Genomic DNA, 20114 nt, shown 5'->3' on the forward strand with positions numbered 1-20114 from the left:
CCCGTTGCCGAGATCAACACCCTCATTTGCGGAGGGAAGCGACGGTCACACGATCGGCATCGATGACGACGAGACGGAGGCCATGTGAATGAGGTGGCGCTACCGAGAGACGGTGCTCGTGTTGAGCACGCTCGCGTTCTTCGCGACGATGGTCGGTCGGCTGGCGATCAGTCCGGTCGTCCCGATGGTCACCGAGGACTTCGGCGTCTCGAACTCGGTGATCGGGATCGCGCTGACGGGGATGTGGATGACCTACTTCCTCTCGCAGTTCCCCAGCGGCCTGTTCGCCGATCGCCACGGCGAACGACCTGTCATCCTCGTCGCCGTCGGCGGAACCGCCGTCGCGAGCGTCTTCCTCGCCGTCGCGCCGCTGTTCGGGATCTTCCTGCTCGGGACGCTCCTCCTGGGGGCCGTCGCCGGACTCCACTACAGCGTCGCGACGACGCTGCTCACGCGGACCTACGACGAGATCGGCACCGCGATCGGCGTCCACAACAGCGGCGGCCCCCTCGCGGGACTGATCGCGCCGCCGATCGCCGCCTGGATCGGGGTCCGCTACGGCTGGCGGCCCGCCGTCGCGATCGGCGCCGCGGCCGCCGTCCCCGTCTTCGTGCTGTTCGCGTGGCGAGTTCGCCCCACCGAGCCGCGCCGGCCGGACGAACCCGTCCGCGACCGCCTCGAGCTAGAACCCATCCTCGAGTTGCTCTCGCGGCCGGAGATCGCGTTCCCGGTCGTGCTCGCGATCCTCGCGGCGTTCGTCTGGCAGGCGACCTCCTCGTTCCTGCCGACCTTCCTCGTCGAGCACCGCGGCCAGTCGACGGAGTTCGCGGGGGTGGTGTTCGCGAGTTACTTCGTCGTGCAGGCGATCACGCAGGTCGGCGTCGGGGCGGTCTCGGACCGGTACGGCCGGGACCTGGCGACGGCCGGCTGTATGGTCCTCGCGTCGACCGGGTTCGGCCTGCTGGTGGCCGTTCCGGGCCGGATCGCGCTCGGCGGGGCGGTCCTCCTGATCGGAACGGGGCTCGGCTGGGGGGCCGCGCTGTTGCCGCGGTTCATGGACGTCCTCGGCGAGGAGGAGCGAGGTGCGGGCTTCGGCCTCGTCCGGACCGTCTACGGGTTCGTCGGCGCGCTCGGCTCGGTCTGTACGGGGATCCTGGCCGATCTCTTCGGCTGGGGGGTCTCCTTCGCCGTACTCGGCGGACTGCTGGCGCTCGTGTTCGTCGCGCTGGTGGTCAACCGGGCGCTCTCGCTCGGGTACTGATACGGATTGCTGTACCGGTCTATCGGGGCGACCACGACCTCGTTGTTACGTCCGGAACACGAGGGCTGGTACCCCCGTCGAACTCCCGGACGTGTTATACGTGGCGGCCGAATACCGAGCGTCGATGACCGCGAAGAACAGGACTCGAGGCGCGGCCACGTGTGTCGACTGTGGACGGGCCCTGGCGGTCCGGATCTCTGGGACAGACGTTCTGCACCCGATCGGGAGTACCGACGGCTGTCCCTGCGGCGGGACCGAGTTCCGGCTGCTCGGGGACGGACCCGCGCCGACGCCCGGAGACGACCGCGAGCGGGCCGCAGCTCGGCACACGTCAGTCGAAAGCTCCGACCTTTAGCCGCCCCAGAACGTAGCCGATCCGTGTCAAACAGCGAGGAGGCCGTCAGATCGCTGACCGAACTCGGGCTCACGGAGTACGAGGCCCGGTGTTTCGTCGCGCTCGCTCGTATTTCCTCCGGAACGGCCAAGGAGATCAGCGACGTCGCCGAGGTTCCGCGCTCGCGCGTGTACGACACGATCGAACGCCTCGACCGGAAGGGACTGGTCACCGTCCAGCAGTCCGACCCGCGGGAGTACCGGGCCATCTCGATCGACCTGGCCATCGAGCGGATCCGCGACGACTACGATTCCCGAATCAACGCCGCCGAGAACGCGCTGCAACAACTCGAGCGGCCCGACTCCAGGGAGAACGAGGGAACCTGGGCCATCTCGCGCCCGGAGTACGTCACCGACCGGATCGTCACGTTTCTCGAGGAGGCCGACGACTCGATCCATCTGGTCGCCGCCGCCCCGGATTCGATCGACCGGGAGGTCTACGCCGACCTGTGTGACGTCGCCGAAGGGGAGCCCGAGGTCGTCGTCGAAGTACCGACCGAGGACGACCGCGAGGCGTTCCACGAGGAGGTGCCGGAGGCGACGGTGGTCGTCGCCGAGGAGTTGCAGACGACGACCGCCGTCAACGAGGAACGGCCGGCGAAACTGTTGCTCGTCGACGGCGAGGCGGTGGTCGCCTCGGGGCTCAAGGAGAGCGACCTCCCGGACGTCGTCCACGAGACGGCGGTCTGGACCTACGGCCGGGATCACGGGTTCGCCGCCTGGATGCGCGAACTGCTCGACGACAGACTCGAGCGCCGCGACGTCGATCGCTGACACAGAGGCGACCTCGAGACGAACCGCGACGCCGGCGAATCGCCGGCCCGGAATACGGCCGGGCGTCGGTGTGGCCGACTTCGAGTCCGTACTTTTAAGTGATCGTCCGACGTTTGACCTGTTAGCAATGGCCATAGATCCGCAGTTCAACGAAAACCGCGAGAAGGTGGACGAACACGAGGGCCACGCCGTCTGGGGACCGGTGGACGAACCCGAGGAACTGGGCATCCACGGGACCCACGTGGCGGTCGACTTCGACCTCTGTATCGCGGACGGGGCCTGTCTCGAGGACTGCCCGGTCGACGTCTTCGAGTGGGTCGACACGCCGGGCCATCCCGAAAGCGAGAAGAAAGCCGATCCGGCCAACGAGGCCCAGTGTATCGACTGCATGCTCTGTGTCGACGTCTGCCCGGTAGACGCCATCGACGTCGATGCGGGGCGGACGGCCTGATACGGTCCGACACTCTTGCTGCGGTTCGAGTAACTGCCGTCGGCTAACGGCTACCGATTGACGACCTCCGCGATTTTGTTCGCCCTGCTCCCGCTCCCGAGACTGGCGATCGTCGCGAACGGAGAGCCCGAAAACGGCGAGTCCCTTCCCGTTACTCGGCGCGGTCGACGTCGACCTGTTCCTTGAGCGTCTCGAGTCCGTCTGCCTCGGCGAGTTCCTGTAACCGCTCCCGGAAGTGTTCTTCACAGAGGCCGACTTTCAGCCCGTCGGATTCCGCTGCGAAGGCGGCTTCGCGGTCACAGTAGTGGCAGTTCATGAACGCGGGTACGACCCCCGAGACATTGAACCCTCCGCTATCGGCCGGTGTTCCCGCTACCGCTACCGTACCGGTCCCCGTCGGGTGCTGGCAGTCCCAGTCGCTCGTACTCGTCCCGCGAGAGGCCGGCGACGCCGAGTTCGTCTCCATGTGCGTCGGTCCCGCCCGTCACGAGCAGGTCGTGGCGATCGATCGTTCGCCGGACGGGCGTCAGATCGACGTCGCGGCCGTACGGATAGTGGAGTTCGACGGCGTCTAACGCCGCAGCCCGCTCGAGGGCGCTTTCGGGGTCGCGATATCGAAGCGGGTGGGCGAGCGCGACGACCGAACACGCTTCCGCGAGCACCGCCCGGCCGCGCTCGAACGAGGGGACGTTCCGCGGTACGAAACAGGGGTCACCACCGCCGATGAGCCCGTCGAACGCGTCCTCGTAGTCGTAGTCGACGTCGGGGTGGTCGTCGATCGCACGGGCGACGTGGGGGCGGCCGAAGCCGTCGGTGACGGTGACGCCGAGGTCGACGCCGAGCCGATCCTCCACGCGGTCGACGATCGCCTGCCCGCGTTCGATCCGGTCCCGCTGGATTCGCTCGGTCAGGGTCTCGAGTTCGGCCGTTCGCTCGACCGCGTATCCCAGCAGGTCGACGCGCTGGCCGGGATCGGGCCGGTCGCCCGGCGGCCGAACCTCGTCGATGCCATCGATTTCGACGCGAAGTTCGATTCCGTTGACGACCGTCACGCCGTCGCGCTCGACGACCGGTTCCTCGACGGGCTGGAGCCGGTCGTGGTCGGTGAGTCCAACGACGTCCACGCCGTGGCGCTTCGCCGCGGCCGGCACCGCCTCCCGCTCGAGGCTGCCGTCCGAGCGGGTGGTGTGGACGTGCAGATCGGCGTATGGCATACTCCACCCGAGCGCGGCCGGGCCTAAAGTCGTTTTCAGTCCCGGAGCTGTCGATCCGCCCGCCCATGAAGGTCCCTCTAGCTGTATAAGGTGTAGTATCGGCCTAGAGATCGTTTATGGACAATGTTTATAATCATCGTTCACTCAGAATACGACGTAATGCTGCTCAACGGCACCGGCGAACTCATCGACGATTACGAGTACCCCGCGACCACCGAGGAACTGATCGATGCCCACGGCGACCGAACCCTCGAACTCCCGAACGGCTCCGAACGGGTCGAGGAGGTACTCGCACGCCTCGAGTCCGAGACCTTCGAGACGCCGGAGGACGCCCGTTTCGCCATCTACGCCGCCGTGAGCGAGAAGGCGGTCGGTCGAGTCGGCTACAGCGACCGTGATCCGACGCCGGTCGGCAGCCCGTACAGCCCCGACGCGGTGTCGTTCTAGCCGTTTCGGGCCCGGAATCCGGCTCGTCCTATCCCGTCCCGTCCCGTCTCGTCCCATCCCATCGTACTTTTCCGATCGTCAGTCCCCAACAGCGGTACGCCCCGTGGTCTCGGGCCGTCCGTCGGTCGGTTCGATGGCCGGAAACACTACTACCCAGAAGCCACGAGTTGGCGTCGTTGCGCGTCCGGTCGTCGCCCCGTCCTGCCTTCGTCCGGGAACGTAAGCCCGGAGCGGCCGGGACGAAACGGACCGAAACGGACCGAAACGGACCGAAACGGAACGAGTACCGAATGGCCGAAACAGCCCCAATACGCGTCGGAATCTCCGAACACGGACTCTCGACTGACGGCCGTCCGTTAGTGACGAATGGGGTCGGCTCCTGCGGCGTGGTCATCCTCCACGACGACACCGCCGGGGTCAGCGCGATGCTCCATTTCATGCTCCCCGAACGCGAGTCCCCGTCGCCGGCGGATCCCGACGAAAAGTTCGCCGATACCGGACTCGAGGTGCTGGTCTCGGCCTTCGAGTCCAACGGTGGGCGGACGCGGCGGGCGTGGGCGAAACTCGCGGGCGGTGCCCGGATGTTCGAATTCGATAGCTTCGACACGCCGATCGGTGAGCAGAACGTCGCGGCCGCACGCGACGGTCTCGAGTCCCGGAACATCTCGATCCGGGGATCCGACGTCGGCGGCAGCGAGGGGCGACAGGTCACGTTCGAGCCGGCCTCCGGCGGGATGATCGTCAAGACTGCTGCCGGGAAGACGCGGCGGCTCTAGAAGAGGTCGTCGGGGTCGGCGTCGGTCTCGTCGGCGCGTTCGACGAGCAGATCGTCCAGTGCGGACTCGAGTTCCGCGGGTCGGGGGACGGCGAACAACTGGCACTGCAGGGCATCGCTGTCGCCGATCCGGATCGCGGAATCGAGCAGGAACGCGTAGTTCTCCTCGCGGCCGACGTCCGCGATGATCGGGCTCACGATCGACGACCCCATGTCGTCGACGAACGCTGGCGGCGAGTGTTCGATCGACGTCTCGAGGACGTTCGCCCAGCCGTCGATGAAGCCGCTGGCGATCACGTTCCCGAGCTCCTCGAGGGCCTCCCGTCTTCGGCCGGCCCACTCGATTTCCGCGCCATCCGCCCGGTCGCTTTCCAGGTCGACGAACGGCAACGCGCCGACGGCGGTCCGGGCCGCGCCGGGGTCGAACAGGATCGCCAGGTGGCCGCTGGGGGTCCCGTCGAACTGGACGACGGTGCCGACACGCCGCCGATCGCTGACGTGGGTCGGGACGTCGGAAAGCGGGACGAACCGTAGCCGATTGACCTCGACGGCCGTCGAAAGCTGTGTCATATCGCTGACGTTGTCCGCGGCCTTCGTCGACCCGTGCTCGGTCATCTCCGAGAACACTTCGAGTTTCTCGAAGGGGATCCGCCCGCGACCGGTCGGGACGGCGCCCGAGTCGTCGACCCGGGTGTCCAGCAACCGCTCGAGCGACTCGAGTTCCGGGAACAGCAGCATTCGGAAGGAGACGTCCTCGCCGACGGCGTCGACCCGGCTCCGGAAGACGACGACGTATTCGTCGTCGGTCAGGTCCTCCGGGAACACCGCGACGCCCGTCCCCTCGACGTACTCCGGCGGCGAGACCTCGACTTTCGTCTCGAGGTGGTCGGCCCACCCACCGACGAACCCGTTGACCATGATGTTCCCGGCCTCGACGATCGCGCTCTCGGTCAGTTCCGGATCGGCGGGACCGTCGCGGCCGGCGTTCGGAACCAGTTCGCGCGCGATGGTCTCGCGCCCCTCGGCGTCGAACGCGAGCACGGTCGTTCCCGACAGCGGGTCACCGAGCGAGACGTCGATCCCGGCGAATTCCCGGCCGTCGAACTCGTACTCGAGGTCGGCGGTCGACAGCAACGAGACGTCGGTCACTTCGACGCGTGTCTCGATCCCGGTCAGTTCGGCAAGCGCCTCCGCTGCCGACTCGCCGCCGTCGCGGGCCAGTTCGTTGTAGGTCTTCAGCGATTGGACGTCGATCTCCATCGTTAGTTCCTCGCAGGCTGGCGCTGGCGCGCGGACGCGCCCGTCCCGGCGTTCGAGCCCTCGAGGGTCGGGCTCGCGCCCGTCACTGTCCCCACCTCGGTCCCGATCGCTGTTCGTAACACGTTCTGTACCTGAACGAATCACGTAATTTATTTTTCGGCGATCGACCGTCGACGGCCGCTCAGTCGACGAACTCGACCGCGTCGTTCGCCTCGAGGTCGAGCGGCACCGACCCCTTGCGGTACCCTTCGACGTGGCCGTCGGGCCGGGCGCGGTAGACGACGGCGGGCCGGTGGCGGACGTCCGGTCGTTCGTCGCGGACGGCGGCCCAGCTATCGTCACGGAAACTCGAGCAGTCGACGAACAGGACCGCGCCGCCGCCGTGTTTGGCGAGCTGTCCGTTGGTCTTCGTCTCGGCGGTGTCACGGACCGCGGCGACGGGGCCGGCGGCGCTGCGGTTCGTCGGCGGCTGTGGGCGAGTCACCTCGACCAGGGCGTTCGTCTCCCCGTCCTCGGCGCGGAAGTCGAGGGAGTGGCCGGTCGTCACCTCGATCTCGGGGACGACCTCGTAGCCGGCGTCGGTGAGGATCTTCGCGGCGATGAACTCGGCCATCGTCGCGCTCATGCGGACGCGGTCGACGTGGTTGCTGGTACCGAGTTTGCCCGCCATCACGTGTCGGTAGTCGTCGAACACGCCGGTCTTCAGGAACTCCTCGAAGAAGCGCGTGGTCTCCCGGCGGCCGGCGTCGGGGAAGCCGGCGGCGTGTTCCCGGAAGAACGCGCGGGTCGACTCCCGGCCGTCCTTGGACATGAACACGGGGAGGAAAAACCAGGAGATGTAGGGGTAGTCGGCGAGCCACGGATCCTCCTCGTGGAGCGTCGCGAGCAGTTCCCGCTGGGTCCAGCGAGCGACGTGATAGGGCACCTCGTCCCAGCCGAACTTGTCGGTCCGCCACAGCGACGACGGCGTCTCCGTGTTGCCCATCCAGTAGGCCTCGGAGTCGTTGCGCGCAAACAGGGCGAGGTCGCCGTTTTGCATTTCGAAACGGTGAGTACTCCAGTCGGCACCGATGTCGAACCGCGGGGAGACGGCCCGGGCACCGATATTCGAGCGGAGCGGCTGTAGAATATCCTGCCGGACTCGTTGCTCGCTCCACGACTGGGGCGAGTAACGAAAGCGAAGCGGCTGTGCCACACCCTTATTTCGGCTCGAGCGCGCTTACGTGTTACGAGAGCCGGGACACGAGATGATGGGTGTCTCGAACCACCGTTACATTGATGTGTTCGAGCCACCTATGTGTGTATACCTACCATGTCAATGGGTGCCTATGACGAGGACGAACACGAGCGACGCGAGCAGCAGTCTTCGCGGGTCGACGCCGACTTCGACGACGAGCGCACGATCTATCACGGCGAGGTCGAGTACGACGCGGGCTCGTCTGCGGAGGAGCTTCTAGACCAGTTCGAGGAGATCAAGTCGAACTGACGCGGTGACACGCCTTTTCTGTGTCACCGCTGGACTCCGATCGCCAGCAGTGTAACGACCGCGACCGCGACGACGTGACCGACGAGAACGACGAGGAGCGCCGGCTGTTCCAGGACGAACGGGACCAGCAGCAACTGTACCGCGGCGAACGCGACGTTTATCGCGTCGACGCGCCGGTAGCGACGACTCACGCTCGGCTCGAACTCGTAGACGAGCGATCGCCACAGGCCGACGACGCTCGCCCACCAGCACGTCCCGATCCGATAGACGACGTCCCACAGCACCAGCAACGCGAGTGCGACCGCGATCGGCGGCGGGTCGGTCCCGAACAGGTCGACGAGCAAGGTTCGCTCGAACCCGGCGCCGCGCGGATCGACCACGAACAGGTAGGTCACGAGCGCGACGAACGCCAGGACACCGAGGACGACGTCGATGCTCGAGCCGAACAGGAGCCGCCGGTACTCCCGCGGCGTCGGGAGATCGCGGACCATGTGGCTGAACCGCAGCATGAGCCAGCTCCCGATCGTCGCGACGAGGACGGCGACCGTGCCGGGCACGACCGCGGCCCGGAGGTCGTAGGCCGCGGCGACGAGGAGAATTGCGACTTCGAAGCCGACGAACTGGAGGCCGATCGCCGTCCGGCCGGAGACGTTCAGTCCCGGAACGGTTCCGAGCAGACTCTCGTAGACCCACGTCTCCCCGTAGTCGAGGTCGGACGGCTCCGCGGCGTCGGTCATCGATCGCCCCGTTCGGGCGACGTCCCGGACGCCGCGGTCCCCCCTCGAGCGGCGTTGTGGTCCGGCTGGGGACCCGGATCGACCGCGTCCCTGTCCCCCTCGAGCGCCCGCGCGACGGCCTCCTCGAGGGGCGTTCGCTCGAGGCCGACGAGTTCCTGGAGGCGGTCGTCGGTGACGACGACGCGATTCCGGACTCCCTCGATGAGCGGGCGGGCGACCGCCGACGGGACGTCGGTGACCAGCCCGACCCAGTACGCCGAGAGTCGCGGACTCAGGACCGGAACGGCGACGATACGCGGCGGCCGGCCGGTCGCGAGTTCGGCGGTCGTCGTCAGCAGCTCCCGGTAGGTCACCACGTCGGGGCCGCCGATCTCGTAGGTCTCGCCGGCCGTCTCCGGGCGCTCGAGGACGGCGAGACAGTACGCGACGACGTCGTCGATCGCGATTGGCTGGCAGTCGGTCTGGACCCACTGGGGCGTGATCATCACGGGGAGTCGGGTCGCGAGCTGTCGGACGAGACGGAAACTCGCGCTGCCGTCGCCGACGATGATCGCCGCTCGAAGGACGGTCACGTCCGGCGTCCCGGCGGCGAGCAGCGTCTCGACCTCTCGGCGGGACTCGAGGTGACTCGAGAGCGTCTCCGACTCGCTGCCGAGGCCGCTGAGGTAGATCACCCGCTCGACGCCGGCGTCGCTGGCGGCCCGTTCGAAGTTCCGCGCGGCGCGGCGGTCCCGTTCGACGAAGTTCCCGGCCGCCCCCATCGCGTGGATCAGGTAGTAGGCGGCGTCGACGTCTGCAAGCGCCGACTCGAAACTCCCCGGTTCGAGGACGTCACCTTCGACCACGGCGACGCCGTCGGGCGGATCGTACGCGTCGGCGTCCCTGACGAGAACGGTTACGTCGTGGTCGGTCGTCGAACGCAAGGCGTCCACGAGTCGCCCCCCGACGAACCCGGTCGCGCCCGTGACGAGAACGTGCATGCCCGTTCTTCGGGTGGGACGACCTTAACAGTCGTTGGCCCCTGAACGTTTTCGCCGTCACTCGAGCGCGTCCCAGCCCGGCGTCTCCGGGGCGTCACGGCTCAGTTCGACCGCGGCGGCGAGATCCGCTCGCCCCTCCTCGGTTTCTCGCTCCCCGACGTCGTCCGCCCGCCGGTGCCACTCCCGGATCGCGGGGCCGACCCACGACGCGTTCCCGTCGGCGTCGGGCACCGACTCGAGCGCCCGTTCTTTCGCCTCCTCGTAGTGGTAGTCCGACGTGGCGAGCGTGCCCGGACTCGAGGCGGCCGCGACCGCGAGACACTCCGCCCGGTCGGCGGCGGTCGGTTCGCCCGCGGCGATCCGGCGGATCGTCCCCTCGAGCGCGTCGGGTCGGGGGTGACAGAACAGTTTCTCACCGATGGCCTGGGTCCCGAGGAGGAGGCCGCCGGAATCCGTGTCGACGTCGACCTCGTCCGAGACCAGCCGCTCCGTGCCGCGGTCGACGGTCGCCTCGACCCGTTCGCACTCGGTTTCGTGCTCGAGCGCGAAGTTGTGCGCCGGGTAGGCACGACACTCCGCGGGGTAGCGGTCGTCGTCGTGGATCCGACACTGCAGGGTCTCCGGATCGAGGAAGACGCAGGCCGGCAGCCAGGTCGGCTCCCGGCCGAAGGGCGCGACGGGCTTGGGCGGCTTCCGCAGGCCGACGAAGAAGGCCGGCCGGCCCGCGACCGCGGCGAGGGTGTGGCCGTCGATCTCCACGCCCTCGTCGCCCTCCCGGGCGTGCCAGAACCGCGGCGTCAGGGCACCGGCCATCCCGTCATCGAGGAAGCCCCGGACTTCGTCGCGGGTGAGCGGGACGAAGTTGGGGTCGTCGTCGAGTGGGTCCCGACCGTCGCCGTCGCCGTCGCTGTCACGAAACGGGCGGCGTCCGGATCGGTCGCGTCGCTCGCGGTCGACCCCGTCGCCTTCGTCGAACTCCTCGAGCAGCGGCCGCCAGTCCATACAACAGGCCGCACAGCCCTCGCAGTTCAACTCCATACCCGTCGGTACCCGCTCGGCGAGCAAAACGGTACTGTCGACTATCGACTGTCGACCCCCTACCCAGGCGAACCACTTTCACCGTTCGGCTCCCACCCTCGAGTATGGCAAAGGACTCCTGTGACGGCTGTGGCCGAACGGTGACCGTGGCCGGCGGTATCGCCAACATCTGGACGTTCGGCGAGGACGCCGGCAAGGGCACCGCGATGACTCTGGAGTTCGAGGACGGGACCGAGCACCTGCTCTGTTACCCCTGTATCGAGGCTCTACCGGACAACCCGTCCGCGGCGGACGTCGATCGACTCGAGGAGGTCGACGAGACGACGTCCCGGCACGCGGGGCCGTAAAAATGGCGGTAGTGCGCGTGAGCGTGGGGACGATCGCCGACGCGGAAGAGGGGCCGGAGCCGCCCTGACACGGCTGCCCGGGGTCGGGCGATCGTCCCTGTCGACGGGGACCGGAGTCCCACGCGGCGTGACGGCCGCGCGGGGATGCGATCGAAGCCGTATGGCAACCACACCGACGGTCGGTCGTGCTGCGACCGTGCTGGAAGCGAACCGTACTGCGACACACCGAGACCGCACAGCGGTCGCACAGCAGTCGCACCGCAACCGCACCGCAACCGTACCGCAACCGCACCGCAAGCGGAAGGGGTGGGATTTGAACGCCACGAGGCTTAACGCCGCCGCGGGCCAAAGGGCACCGCGGTGCTCTACCGCTGAGCGACCCTTCCGCACGTCGATCCGACGGCGGATTCCGTATTTGTAATCGACCGGTTACCCCGGGGTAGCTGCCGCCTACCCGGCTGTTTTCGTCGGCCGACTTTCGTTCGTCTATTTCGCCCCACTTGCGATACATCACCACAGGTCCAGTCTACAGCGTCACTCGTCGGTCTCGTCCGTTCGGTCGGCACCGGCCGCCCGCAGCGGCTGCATCGACTCGTACGTGAGCACTCGCCAGATCCACTCCAGCGGGCCGTACCGGAAGTACCGGAGCCAGAGCACCGACAGCGGCACCTGTACCGCCCAGATGGCGACGACGAGCCCGTACAGCTCGAGCCGGTTCATCCGGCCGAACAGCCCGAGCCCGTGGCCGTAGAAGAGCGACGTGGCGAGTACCGTCTGCAGAATGTAGTTGCTGAAGGCCGTTCGGCCGACCGCCGCGAGCGATCGCGTGACGACGCCGTCGGGCCGTCGCTTACAGTACAGCATGACGATCCCGACGTACGCGAGCGCGAGCGGGACGCTCCCCCAGTAGTTGAACTGTCGCCAGAACAGCGCCGCCTCGACGCTCCAGTCGTTGGCCTGTATGTACCGGACGCCCCCGAGGACGGCGGCGAGCCCGATCGCGCCGCCGATCGCGACCAGCCGACGGTAGAACTGCGCGGAGCGTTCGTTCGTCAGCACGCCCCACTTGAAAAGCGCCATTCCGAGCAGCATCGACCCGCTCACCCGCCAGCCGGTGTAGCCGAGGAGCCCGGTCGTCTGCCGTCGCAACGCGGCCGGCACGCGGTGTTCCATCTGAGTCAGCCACCCGCTCCGGTAGGTCTCGACCTCGGCACGCAGGGCGGATTCCGCCGGTTGCCACGAACTCGCGACCGTCGCCGGCTCCGCAGTGGCTGCCGCGATCACCTCGATGAGCGGCGGGACCGAGAGCAACGCGACGCCGGCGATCGCGAGCGTCCGCGGGTCGTGATCGCGAAACAGGACCACGACGAACGCACAGACGCCGTAGGCGACGAGGATGTCGCCGTACCACAGCAGGTAGGCGTGTGCGAGCCCGAAGGCGACGAGCCACCCGGAGCGTCTGACGTACAGCTCGAACACCGGCCCGTCGCGGCGCTCGACGTTGCGGGTAAAGAGGACGACGCCGCCGCCGAACAGGAGCGTGAAGATCGTGATGAACTTCTGCTGGGCGAAGACGTGCCCGACGAACCAGGCCCAGTAGTTGCCGCCGCTGAAATCGCCGTAGATCGTCGGGTTCGACAGGGTCGTCTCGGGCATCGAGAAGACCCAGACGTTGATCAGGAGGATGCCAAGCAGCGCGAACCCCCGGAGCGCGTCGAGGCCGACGATGCGGTCCGAGGGGGCGGTTGGACCGGTCTTCTCGGTCTCGCTCGCGGAACTCATCGTCCCTGGGTCTCGAGGCGGCGCGTCTTCGGGTCGGTACGTCGGTGAACCATCGCTCGTTCGTCACGTCGTGTAGCCGATACAAATGCGTTCCCTCCGTCGGCCGCCCCGGTCGGCGACGGCGACCGCCCGTCCTCGACCCACGCTCCAGGCTCGAGCGTCAGTTACAGCCTGCGCGACGGTCCGTAGCCTTTAGGGAACGTCCGGTCCGTGAGTCGAACGGTGAACCCCGACCGGATCTTCGAGGAGTTTCCCGCGCCCAGTTACCGCGGGAACCAGAAGCAGGCCCTCCGCGACATTCGCGACGCCTTCGCGGCCGGCAACGACGTCGTTCTCGTTCGCGCTCCGACCGGGAGCGGCAAGTCCCTGCTCGCGCGCTCGGTCGCCGGCTGTGCCCGTCCCGCCGGCGAGGCCGATCCCAGCGACGCCACGGGTGCGTACTACACCACCCCGCAGGTCTCGCAACTCGACGACGTCGCCGCCGACGACCTGCTCGCGGACCTGAACGTGATCCGGGGGAAGTCGAACTACACCTGTATCCTGCCAGACGAGCGGAACACGCCCGTAAATCAGGCCCCCTGCGTTCGTGAGCGCGGGTACGACTGTTCGGTGAAACACCGCTGTCCGTACTTCTCCGACCGAGCGATCGCCTCGAACCGGTCGATTGCGGCGATGACGCTCGCCTATTTCATGCAGACCGCCGGGAGCGAGGTCTTTCGCAAACGGGACGTCGTGGTTGTCGACGAGGCCCACGGACTCGCCGAGTGGGCCGAAATGTACGCGACGATCCAATTGGGTCCGCGGACGGTCCCCTTCTGGGACGACCTTCGGGTCCCCGCCATCGACGGCGACCTCGAGCGCGCGGTCCGCTACTGCGAGAACCTCGCCGAGAAGTGTACCCGGCGGAAGGACGATCTGCTGGCCCAGGAGACGCTCTCCCCTGCGGAGGTCCGCGAGCGCGATCGGCTGCAGGAACTCATCGGCGAACTCGACTGGTTCGTCTCGGACTACCGCGACCCGGGGAGTCCGACGACGTGGTTAGTCGATCAGTCCGAGCCGTCCGGGGGCTCGAGTGTAGGCGACGGCGATGGAGACGGGGGCGTGGACGGGGACGGGGGCGGGGGCGGGGGCGACGAGGATGGCGGCCCCCTCACGATCAAACCGATGAGCCCCGAGAAGTACCTCCAGCACACCGTCTGGGACCGGGGCAACAAGTTCGCGCTCCTGTCGGCGACCATTCTGAACAAGGCGGCGTTCTGCCGGCAGGTCGGGCTCGACCCCGACAACGTCGCCCTCGTCGACGTCGGCCACACGTTCCCCGTCGAGAACCGGCCGCTGTACGACGTCACGCAGGGGAAGATGACCTACGAGCACCGGTCGGAGACGACGCCGAAGATCGCCCGCACCATCGTTCGGATCATGCAGGAACACCCCGACGAGAAGGGGCTGATCCACGCCCACTCCTACGACATCCAGGAACGGCTCGCCGACCTCCTGCGGGACTTCGGCGTCGGCGACCGGATCCGGACTCACGACCGCGATGACCGCGACGCCGACCTCGAGGCCTGGAAGGCGACCGACGACCCCGACGTTTTCATCTCCGTGAAGATGGAGGAAGCGCTGGACCTGAAAGGCGACCTCTGTCGGTTTCAGGTGCTCTGCAAGGCCCCCTTCCTCAACACGAGCGACTCGCGGGTCGCCCACCGCCTCGAGGAGGGTCAGTGGGCCTGGTACTACCGGACCGCCCTGCGGACGGTCATCCAGGCCTGTGGTCGGGTCGTTCGCGCGCCCGACGACTACGGGGCGACCTATCTGGCGGACTCGAGCCTGGTGGATCTGTTCGAACGTGCCAGGACCGACATGCCCGACTGGTTCGCGGCCCAGGTCGATCGGATGGACCGGCCGGACCTGCCCGAGTTCGAACCCCGGGCCGCGGTCGGTGACTCGAGCGGGGTGTCTCGCGGGCGGGGTACTGGCGCCCGGTCGTCTCCCGGGAGTCCGTCGCGTCGGGACGACGATTCGACGACTGCGTCCTCGAACTCGAACTCGGGATCGGGATCGGGATCGGGATCGGGATCGGCCTCCCGTTCGCACTCGAGGTCGCGCTCTGGATCGGGGTCGCGTTCGGGCACGGGGTCGAAATCGAGTCCCCTGGCCGACGTCTGGGATACGGAGCGCTAGAAAAGCCTCGTTCGGCCGGGCTCGATCAGCGAGCCTCCTCGACTACAGTGCTGCGAGCGCTCCCCACGCGATCATCGAGGTCACCATGAGAACCGCAAACAGCACCGCGAAGAGTTGACTCCTGTCCATACCGCCCGGTACTGTCGGGAGCGTCATGAATGTCACGACCGACCGGATCGCCCGCGTCGGCCGCTCGGCGGCCGACAGGCGTCTCGGACGGCCTTCCGGACCGGTACACTGGTGGAACCGTAGTACGCTCTACGGTCCCGACCCCGGCCCCGGCCCCGGTCCCGGTCCTACCGGCGATGGCGGGCAGTCCGTCTCATACGGCTTGCTGTCACGATGTATCGGCACAATCGCGACCCGAGCGGCGGTTGCGCCGGAACCGACGGACAGTAACCCGTATCAGTCGGATCGACGTCGGGTCGACAGACCGATACCGAGCAGGCCGATCAGTACTGCGACGACCGTTCCAACGGGTGTGAATCCGGGAATGTCGTCGCTGTCACTGGCTTCGTCTCCGTTGCCGTCACGGTCACGGTCACCGTCAGCGTCGTCGCCCTCTCTTTCGTCCTCTTCGTCGCCGCTGGCAGAGTCGTCGCTCGAGGCCGATTCATCACCGTCGGACCCGTCGTCGGTCGTCTCCGATCCGTCGTTGCTTTCTCCGTCCTCGTCCGGATCGTCGCTCTCTCCGTTGCTTTCCTTTCCGTCGGTGCTCTTTTCGTCGCTATCGTCATCCCCGTCGGTTCCGGTCCCCCCTCCGTCGCCGTTGTCACCGCTATCGCCACTGCCCGGTGACGAACCGCCGTCGTTCCCGTCGTTCCCGTCGTTCCCGTCGTTCCCATCGTCCCCGTCGCCCGCATCACCGCCGGTGATCGGCTGTCCATCACCGTCCGTCACCGACGAGTCCGCCTCGACGAGGTCGACATCGAGGTCGTCCGCGCTGCCGTCGGTCGCGAAGGTGACGGTCGCAAGCGTCGGTTCGTCGACGCTGTTCTCGCCGACGGTCGACTCCGTGACCGCCACGTAACCGTTCTCCGGATCGGTATTCTCGTTGTTCATCCCGTCTATGTCGCCGAACTCGACGTCTTCCACCGTGGCGTCGTCCGCCGGGTAGCTCACGTTCGCCTCGAAGCCGGCGACGTCCGCCTCCTCGGAGGTGATCGCGACGGTGAGTGTCCCGTCGTCCTCCGTCACCGTCTCGAGCGAGATCGTTCCGTCGCCGGTCGCCGTCGTGGACGCGACTGCCGCCTGTGCGCCCGCGGCAGCCGTCGCCACCGCGAGGAGGACGACGAGGGCGAGGACGAGCGATCGAGTCCGGGTTGCAAATCGATTCGGATTCTGTCTCTGTGTCTCTCTCATTGTCGTAATGTTCGAAATATCGTCTCCGTCGCGTGCAGGTACGCTCGTATCACCGTCCCGTCATCGTCGCCATCGACTCGAGGACGAAGAAATCGCCGCGGGGCGATTTCGATTCGCTGCCGAGTCCGCTATCGGCTATCGGTCGTCAGGCCTCGAGCGCGTCAGCGCCGTGGCTGGCGACGATCTCCTCGAGCATCATCGTGACGTCGCCGGCATCGACCTGTTCGTTCCCGTTCATGTCCGCGAGTTCCGCGTGGAACGTGTCGGTCGGCTCTTCGCCGGCGATGAACTGCTGGGTGAGCGTCGCGTCGTAGGTGTTGAGTTCGCCATCGGCGTTGACGTCACCGAGCCAGGCGGTCTCGACGGTGCCGTCGACCGGCAGGATATCGAGGTCGCCGTCCTCGGCGTTGAAGTAGGTGTTCTCCTCGTCGAACACCAGGTCGGTGCCGCCCTCGGGCGCGTCGTCGACGATCGCGAATTCGACGACGGCGAGCGTGGACGCGTTGGTGTCCTGGCCCTGTGCCTGTGCGAGCGAGAGCGTCCCGTTTTCGTTGTCGACCCCCGTCATCGGCTCGCCCAGATCACCGCCCTCGACGCGCTCGACTTGCAGCACGTCCGGGTCGAAGCGAACCTGGGTTTCGTAGCCGGCAACGGCGTCAGCCGTCGTGGCGATCTCGACGTCGACCGTCCCTTCGACGGTCCCGACGTGGTCGCCGTCGCCGAAGGTGACCAGCCCGTCGGGCTCCTCGTGGACCGTCAGTTCGTAGTCGATCGCGTCGTCCTCGCTCGCGACGGTCACGTTTCCGGTACCGACGTCGGTCTCGTCGGTCTCCCAGGTCAGCGAGACGACGGTCGACTCGCCGTCCTCGAGCTCGACCGTCGCGTCGTCGACGACGTCACCGTCGAAGTTCGCGAGCGTGACGGTCTGGGTTCCGGGTTCGACGCCGTCGTTCTCGACGGCGACGTCGACGGTCAGGTTCTCGCCCTCGATGATCGGTTCGTTCGTCTCGAGCACCTCGAGCTGGAAGTTCGGTGCGGGTTCCGGAACGACGTACTCGACGGCGTTTGCGAGGATCGCGTCGGCCTCGTCGGTGTAGTCGTCGCCGCCGACGAACGTCGAGTAGCCGAGGCTCGAGGCGAACACCGTCGCGCTCCGGTCGTCGACGGCGAAGCCGCTGCCGGCCGTCACGCCGTCGCCGGTGGTCGTCTCGGCGAGTACGTCGTACTCGGTTCCCTCGAACCAGGTGTGGTCGCCGAAGAGGGCGTCGTGCAGTTCGACCGTTTCGCCCGCCTCACCGATGCCCTCGAAGATCTCGTGATCCGCGGTCAGTTCGTAACCGATCGGCGGTGCGGCGAGATCGTCCTGGTAGGTCGCGTCCGGTTCACCGGTCGCCTCGGAGTGTTCGGGGATGCCGTTGCTGTCTACCCCCCACTGGTCGAGGTAGACGACGCCGGTGTCGCGGTCGCCGGTCGCCTCGGCGAACGCTTCCGCAGCGGTTGGGTCGATGTTCTGGACGACGACGACGTCGTATCCATCCATGGCCTCCTCGGACGTGGTCACTTCGGGGTTGTACATCGGCGAGAGCGTCGCATCGAGTACGTCCGCGACATCGCTGCCGTGTGCACCGGCGTCGTCGACGACGGCGACTGGGACGAAGTCCTCGAACACCGTCGTCGGGCCGGTCGTCACCGTAATCTCGTCGCTCAGACCGGCGATCGTGTGCTCGAGCGAGAGCTCTCCTTCGGTGTCCTCGGTCGTCTCGACGGCGACGGTCAGGTCGCCCGAGACGGGACCGCCGAGGTCGACCTCCTCGCCGAAGGCGGCTTCCTCGCCGTCGACGAAGAGGGTCGCGTCCGCCTCGTCGTAGTCGCCCGCGAGGTCGACGGTGATCGACTCCGCGTTCGCAGCCGTGACGGTCGCTTCGATGGTCTGACCGCCCTCGACGCCGTCGGGCTGGCCGCTCGCCAGTTCGACGTCGAGCGCGTCACCTAACTCGAAGTCCTGTTCCGTCGTTTCGTTCTCCACGACGGTCACGTCCGCGCTCGCGCTCTCGTAGCCGAACGCGTCCGCGGTCACCGTGTACTCTCCCGGCGCAGCGATGTGGCTGTACGTGCCGGTGTCGTCGGTTTCGGCGGTTCTATCGTCGAGTTCGACGACGGCTCCCTCGATGGGGGCCCCGTCGGCGTCGGTGACGGTCCCCTCGACGCCGCTATCGAGCGCGACCAGGTCGGCCGCGGCCGCGGCGTCGATGATACCGTGTCCGTACTCGGTGTTTGGTTCCTCCTCGACGCCGTCGGGCTGCCAGGCGGTGGTCTCGACTGCCTCGTACAGCAGTTCCCGGTCGGCCTCGCCGTCGGAGGCCGACACCAGCAGCGCGAACGTACCTGCCTTGTGCGGGGCGGACATCGACGTTCCCGAGAAGGTCCCGTCGTACCCGCCGCCGGGGACCGAACTCAAGACGTCGACGCCCGGCGCGGCCGCGTTCGGCACGACGTACTCGTCGGGCCAGTACTCTGGCGCGTCCGGGTACGCCCCGTCGGTTTCGATCAGTTCGCCGCTCGAGAAGCCAGCGACTTCGCCGTTCTCGTCGACCGCGCCGCTCGCGAAGTTCGGGTACACGTTCCCGGGCGAGCCGCTTACGCCCTGTCCGGAGTTACCGGCCGAGGCGACGAGTACGACGCCGGCATCGCGCGCGTTCTCGGAGGGTTCGACCATTTCGCTCTCGTAGCCGTCGACGCCGAGACTCATCGTCACGACGTCGGCGTCGGTGTCGTCGACGGCCCACTCCATGCCAGCGACGATCTGTGCGAACGTCCCGCTGCCGTCGTCCTCGAGAACTTTCCCGTGGTAGAGCTCCGCTTCGGGGGCGACGCCGTACGCGGGGACGTCACCGGCCGGTTCCGCGGGGCCGACGACGGTTCCGCTCACGTGGGTCCCGTGGCCGTTGCCGTCGTTCGGCTCGGTCTCGATCGGATCCCCCGAGCCGTCGAACTGCTGCCAGTTCTCCGGTGCGATCTCGTGGTCGGGGTGGTCGGCGTCGAGCCCCGTGTCGAGAACGGCAACGCCGGCGCCGTCGCCCTTGGTATCGTGCTCCTCCCAGACGTCGGGCGCGTTGATCATCTCGAGGCCGTAGGTGACGTTTTCGGCGGCGTCGATCGATCCGGCCGTGTCCGCCTCGGCGTCGCCGTCGGCCGTACCGTCTGCCTCCGCGTCGCTTTCGGACGCGTTCTCGCCGTCGAACGTGCCGACCTCGAAATTGGCGTGGACGCTCTCCGCACCGGTCGCCTCGGCGATTCGCTTCGGGCCGACCGTCGACGGTTCGACCTCGACGAGGACCGCGTTCGCGAGCCAGAAGTCGTTCCGGTACTCGACCCCGTCGGTGCGTTCGATCCAGGAGAGCGCGTCCGACTGGGTCCGCTCGGCGTGGGCCTGCAACGCGCTGACCGCCTCGGCCTCCGTCATCGAGTCGGAGACGTCCGCGGATTCGAATCGGAGAACCATCTCGAACGGTTCGTCCCGGTCCAGCACCGTCTCGTCTACCGCCGGCGAGACGTTCGTCCGTTCGTCGTTGATCGCGGCTCCCGTCTGGGTTCCCCCGGTGGCTCCCGCAAACGCCATCGCGGGT

At 67.6% G+C, this 20114-nt stretch carries 18 protein-coding genes and 1 tRNA gene; 8 read left to right on the plus strand and 11 right to left on the minus strand.

Translation table 11 applies throughout. The features are described from left to right. Positions 1-88 precede the first annotated feature (88 nt). The 3 genes from BM113_RS13010 (at position 89) to BM113_RS13025 (ending at position 2879) form a co-directional block, all read left to right on the plus strand. On the plus strand, positions 89-1261 hold the full coding sequence (locus BM113_RS13010; RefSeq protein ID WP_089788506.1) for an MFS transporter: 1173 nt from the start codon (positions 89-91) through the stop codon (positions 1259-1261). A 378-nt stretch (positions 1262-1639) separates the two neighbouring features. Next, positions 1640-2428, plus strand: a complete 789-nt coding sequence (locus BM113_RS13020; RefSeq protein WP_089788507.1) for a TrmB family transcriptional regulator — start codon at positions 1640-1642, stop codon at positions 2426-2428. Positions 2429-2555: 127 nt separating this feature from the next. After that, positions 2556-2879 carry a 4Fe-4S dicluster domain-containing protein gene (locus BM113_RS13025; protein ID WP_007141158.1) on the plus strand — a complete coding sequence of 108 codons (324 nt, stop codon included), beginning with the start codon at positions 2556-2558 and terminating at the stop codon, positions 2877-2879. A gap of 151 nt (positions 2880-3030) precedes the next feature. Here BM113_RS13025 and BM113_RS22335 read toward each other — a convergent pair whose 3' ends face one another. Then, positions 3031-3195 carry a DUF6757 family protein gene (locus BM113_RS22335; protein ID WP_007141157.1) on the minus strand — a complete coding sequence of 55 codons (165 nt, stop codon included), beginning with the start codon at positions 3193-3195 and terminating at the stop codon, positions 3031-3033. A gap of 37 nt (positions 3196-3232) precedes the next feature. After that, positions 3233-4093 (minus strand): PHP domain-containing protein, encoded by an 861-nt coding sequence (locus tag BM113_RS13030; protein ID WP_089788508.1) that lies wholly within the window; start codon positions 4091-4093, stop codon positions 3233-3235. Between the two features lie 159 nt (positions 4094-4252). Between BM113_RS13030 and BM113_RS13035 the strand changes: the two genes are divergently transcribed. Next, the gene (locus tag BM113_RS13035; protein ID WP_089788509.1) at positions 4253-4540 is read left to right on the plus strand and encodes a DUF5789 family protein; all 288 of its coding nucleotides are present in this window, start codon (positions 4253-4255) and stop codon (positions 4538-4540) included. Between the two features lie 290 nt (positions 4541-4830). Then, a complete protein-coding gene (locus BM113_RS13040; RefSeq protein WP_177209165.1) occupies positions 4831-5316 on the plus strand; it encodes a chemotaxis protein CheD in 486 nt (161 codons plus the stop codon). Here BM113_RS13040 and BM113_RS13045 read toward each other — a convergent pair. Beyond that, the gene (locus BM113_RS13045) at positions 5313-6575 is read right to left on the minus strand and encodes a chemotaxis protein CheC (RefSeq protein ID WP_089788510.1); all 1263 of its coding nucleotides are present in this window, start codon (positions 6573-6575) and stop codon (positions 5313-5315) included. The genes BM113_RS13040 and BM113_RS13045 overlap by 4 nt on opposite strands. Positions 6576-6756: 181 nt before the next feature. Then, on the minus strand, positions 6757-7770 hold the full coding sequence (locus tag BM113_RS13050) for a DUF5784 family protein (RefSeq protein WP_089788511.1): 1014 nt from the start codon (positions 7768-7770) through the stop codon (positions 6757-6759). Positions 7771-7887: 117 nt separating this feature from the next. Here BM113_RS13050 and BM113_RS22340 point away from each other — a divergent pair, with 117 nt between their 5' ends. Then, positions 7888-8061, plus strand: a complete 174-nt coding sequence (locus tag BM113_RS22340) for a DUF5786 family protein (protein ID WP_177209166.1) — start codon at positions 7888-7890, stop codon at positions 8059-8061. A gap of 23 nt (positions 8062-8084) precedes the next feature. Here the strand turns inward: BM113_RS22340 and BM113_RS13055 are convergent, their stop codons facing one another. From BM113_RS13055 to BM113_RS13065, 3 genes are read right to left on the minus strand one after another with little or no spacing between them, the layout of a single operon-like run. Further along, positions 8085-8798: a DUF7530 family protein gene (locus BM113_RS13055; RefSeq protein ID WP_089788512.1), complete on the minus strand. Its 714-nt coding sequence runs from the start codon at positions 8796-8798 to the stop codon at positions 8085-8087. Further along, entirely contained in the window at positions 8795-9778 is a 984-nt protein-coding gene (locus tag BM113_RS13060) for an NAD(P)H-binding protein (RefSeq protein ID WP_089788513.1), read from the minus strand. Before BM113_RS13060 ends, BM113_RS13055 begins: the two co-directional genes overlap by 4 nt. Before the next feature lie 57 nt (positions 9779-9835). Beyond that, positions 9836-10816, minus strand: a complete 981-nt coding sequence (locus BM113_RS13065) for a YkgJ family cysteine cluster protein (RefSeq protein WP_089788514.1) — start codon at positions 10814-10816, stop codon at positions 9836-9838. 104 nt (positions 10817-10920) lie between these two features. On the opposite strand from BM113_RS13065, the gene BM113_RS13070 reads away from it, so the two are divergent. Then, positions 10921-11163, plus strand: coding sequence for a DUF7561 family protein (locus tag BM113_RS13070; RefSeq protein WP_089788515.1), 243 nt, complete (start codon positions 10921-10923; stop codon positions 11161-11163). Between the two features lie 298 nt (positions 11164-11461). On the opposite strand, the gene BM113_RS13075 is transcribed toward BM113_RS13070, so the two are convergent. Both BM113_RS13075 and BM113_RS13080 read right to left on the minus strand, forming a co-directional pair. Beyond that, positions 11462-11549, minus strand: a tRNA-OTHER gene (locus tag BM113_RS13075). 148 nt (positions 11550-11697) lie between these two features. After that, positions 11698-12945 carry a DUF418 domain-containing protein gene (locus BM113_RS13080; protein WP_089788516.1) on the minus strand — a complete coding sequence of 416 codons (1248 nt, stop codon included), beginning with the start codon at positions 12943-12945 and terminating at the stop codon, positions 11698-11700. A gap of 222 nt (positions 12946-13167) precedes the next feature. Here BM113_RS13080 and BM113_RS13085 point away from each other — a divergent pair, with 222 nt between their 5' ends. Beyond that, a complete protein-coding gene (locus BM113_RS13085) occupies positions 13168-15126 on the plus strand; it encodes an ATP-dependent DNA helicase (protein WP_089788517.1) in 1959 nt (652 codons plus the stop codon). A 405-nt stretch (positions 15127-15531) separates the two neighbouring features. On the opposite strand, the gene BM113_RS13090 is transcribed toward BM113_RS13085, so the two are convergent. After that, positions 15532-16488, minus strand: a complete 957-nt coding sequence (locus BM113_RS13090) for a hypothetical protein (RefSeq protein WP_089788518.1) — start codon at positions 16486-16488, stop codon at positions 15532-15534. A gap of 145 nt (positions 16489-16633) precedes the next feature. Beyond that, entirely contained in the window at positions 16634-20107 is a 3474-nt protein-coding gene (locus BM113_RS13095) for a S8 family serine peptidase (protein WP_089788519.1), read from the minus strand. Between the last annotated feature and the right edge of the window lie 7 nt (positions 20108-20114).

It is taken from the genome of Natronobacterium haloterrestre (assembly GCF_900112205.1).
GTDB lineage: Archaea > Halobacteriota > Halobacteria > Halobacteriales > Natrialbaceae > Natronobacterium > Natronobacterium haloterrestre.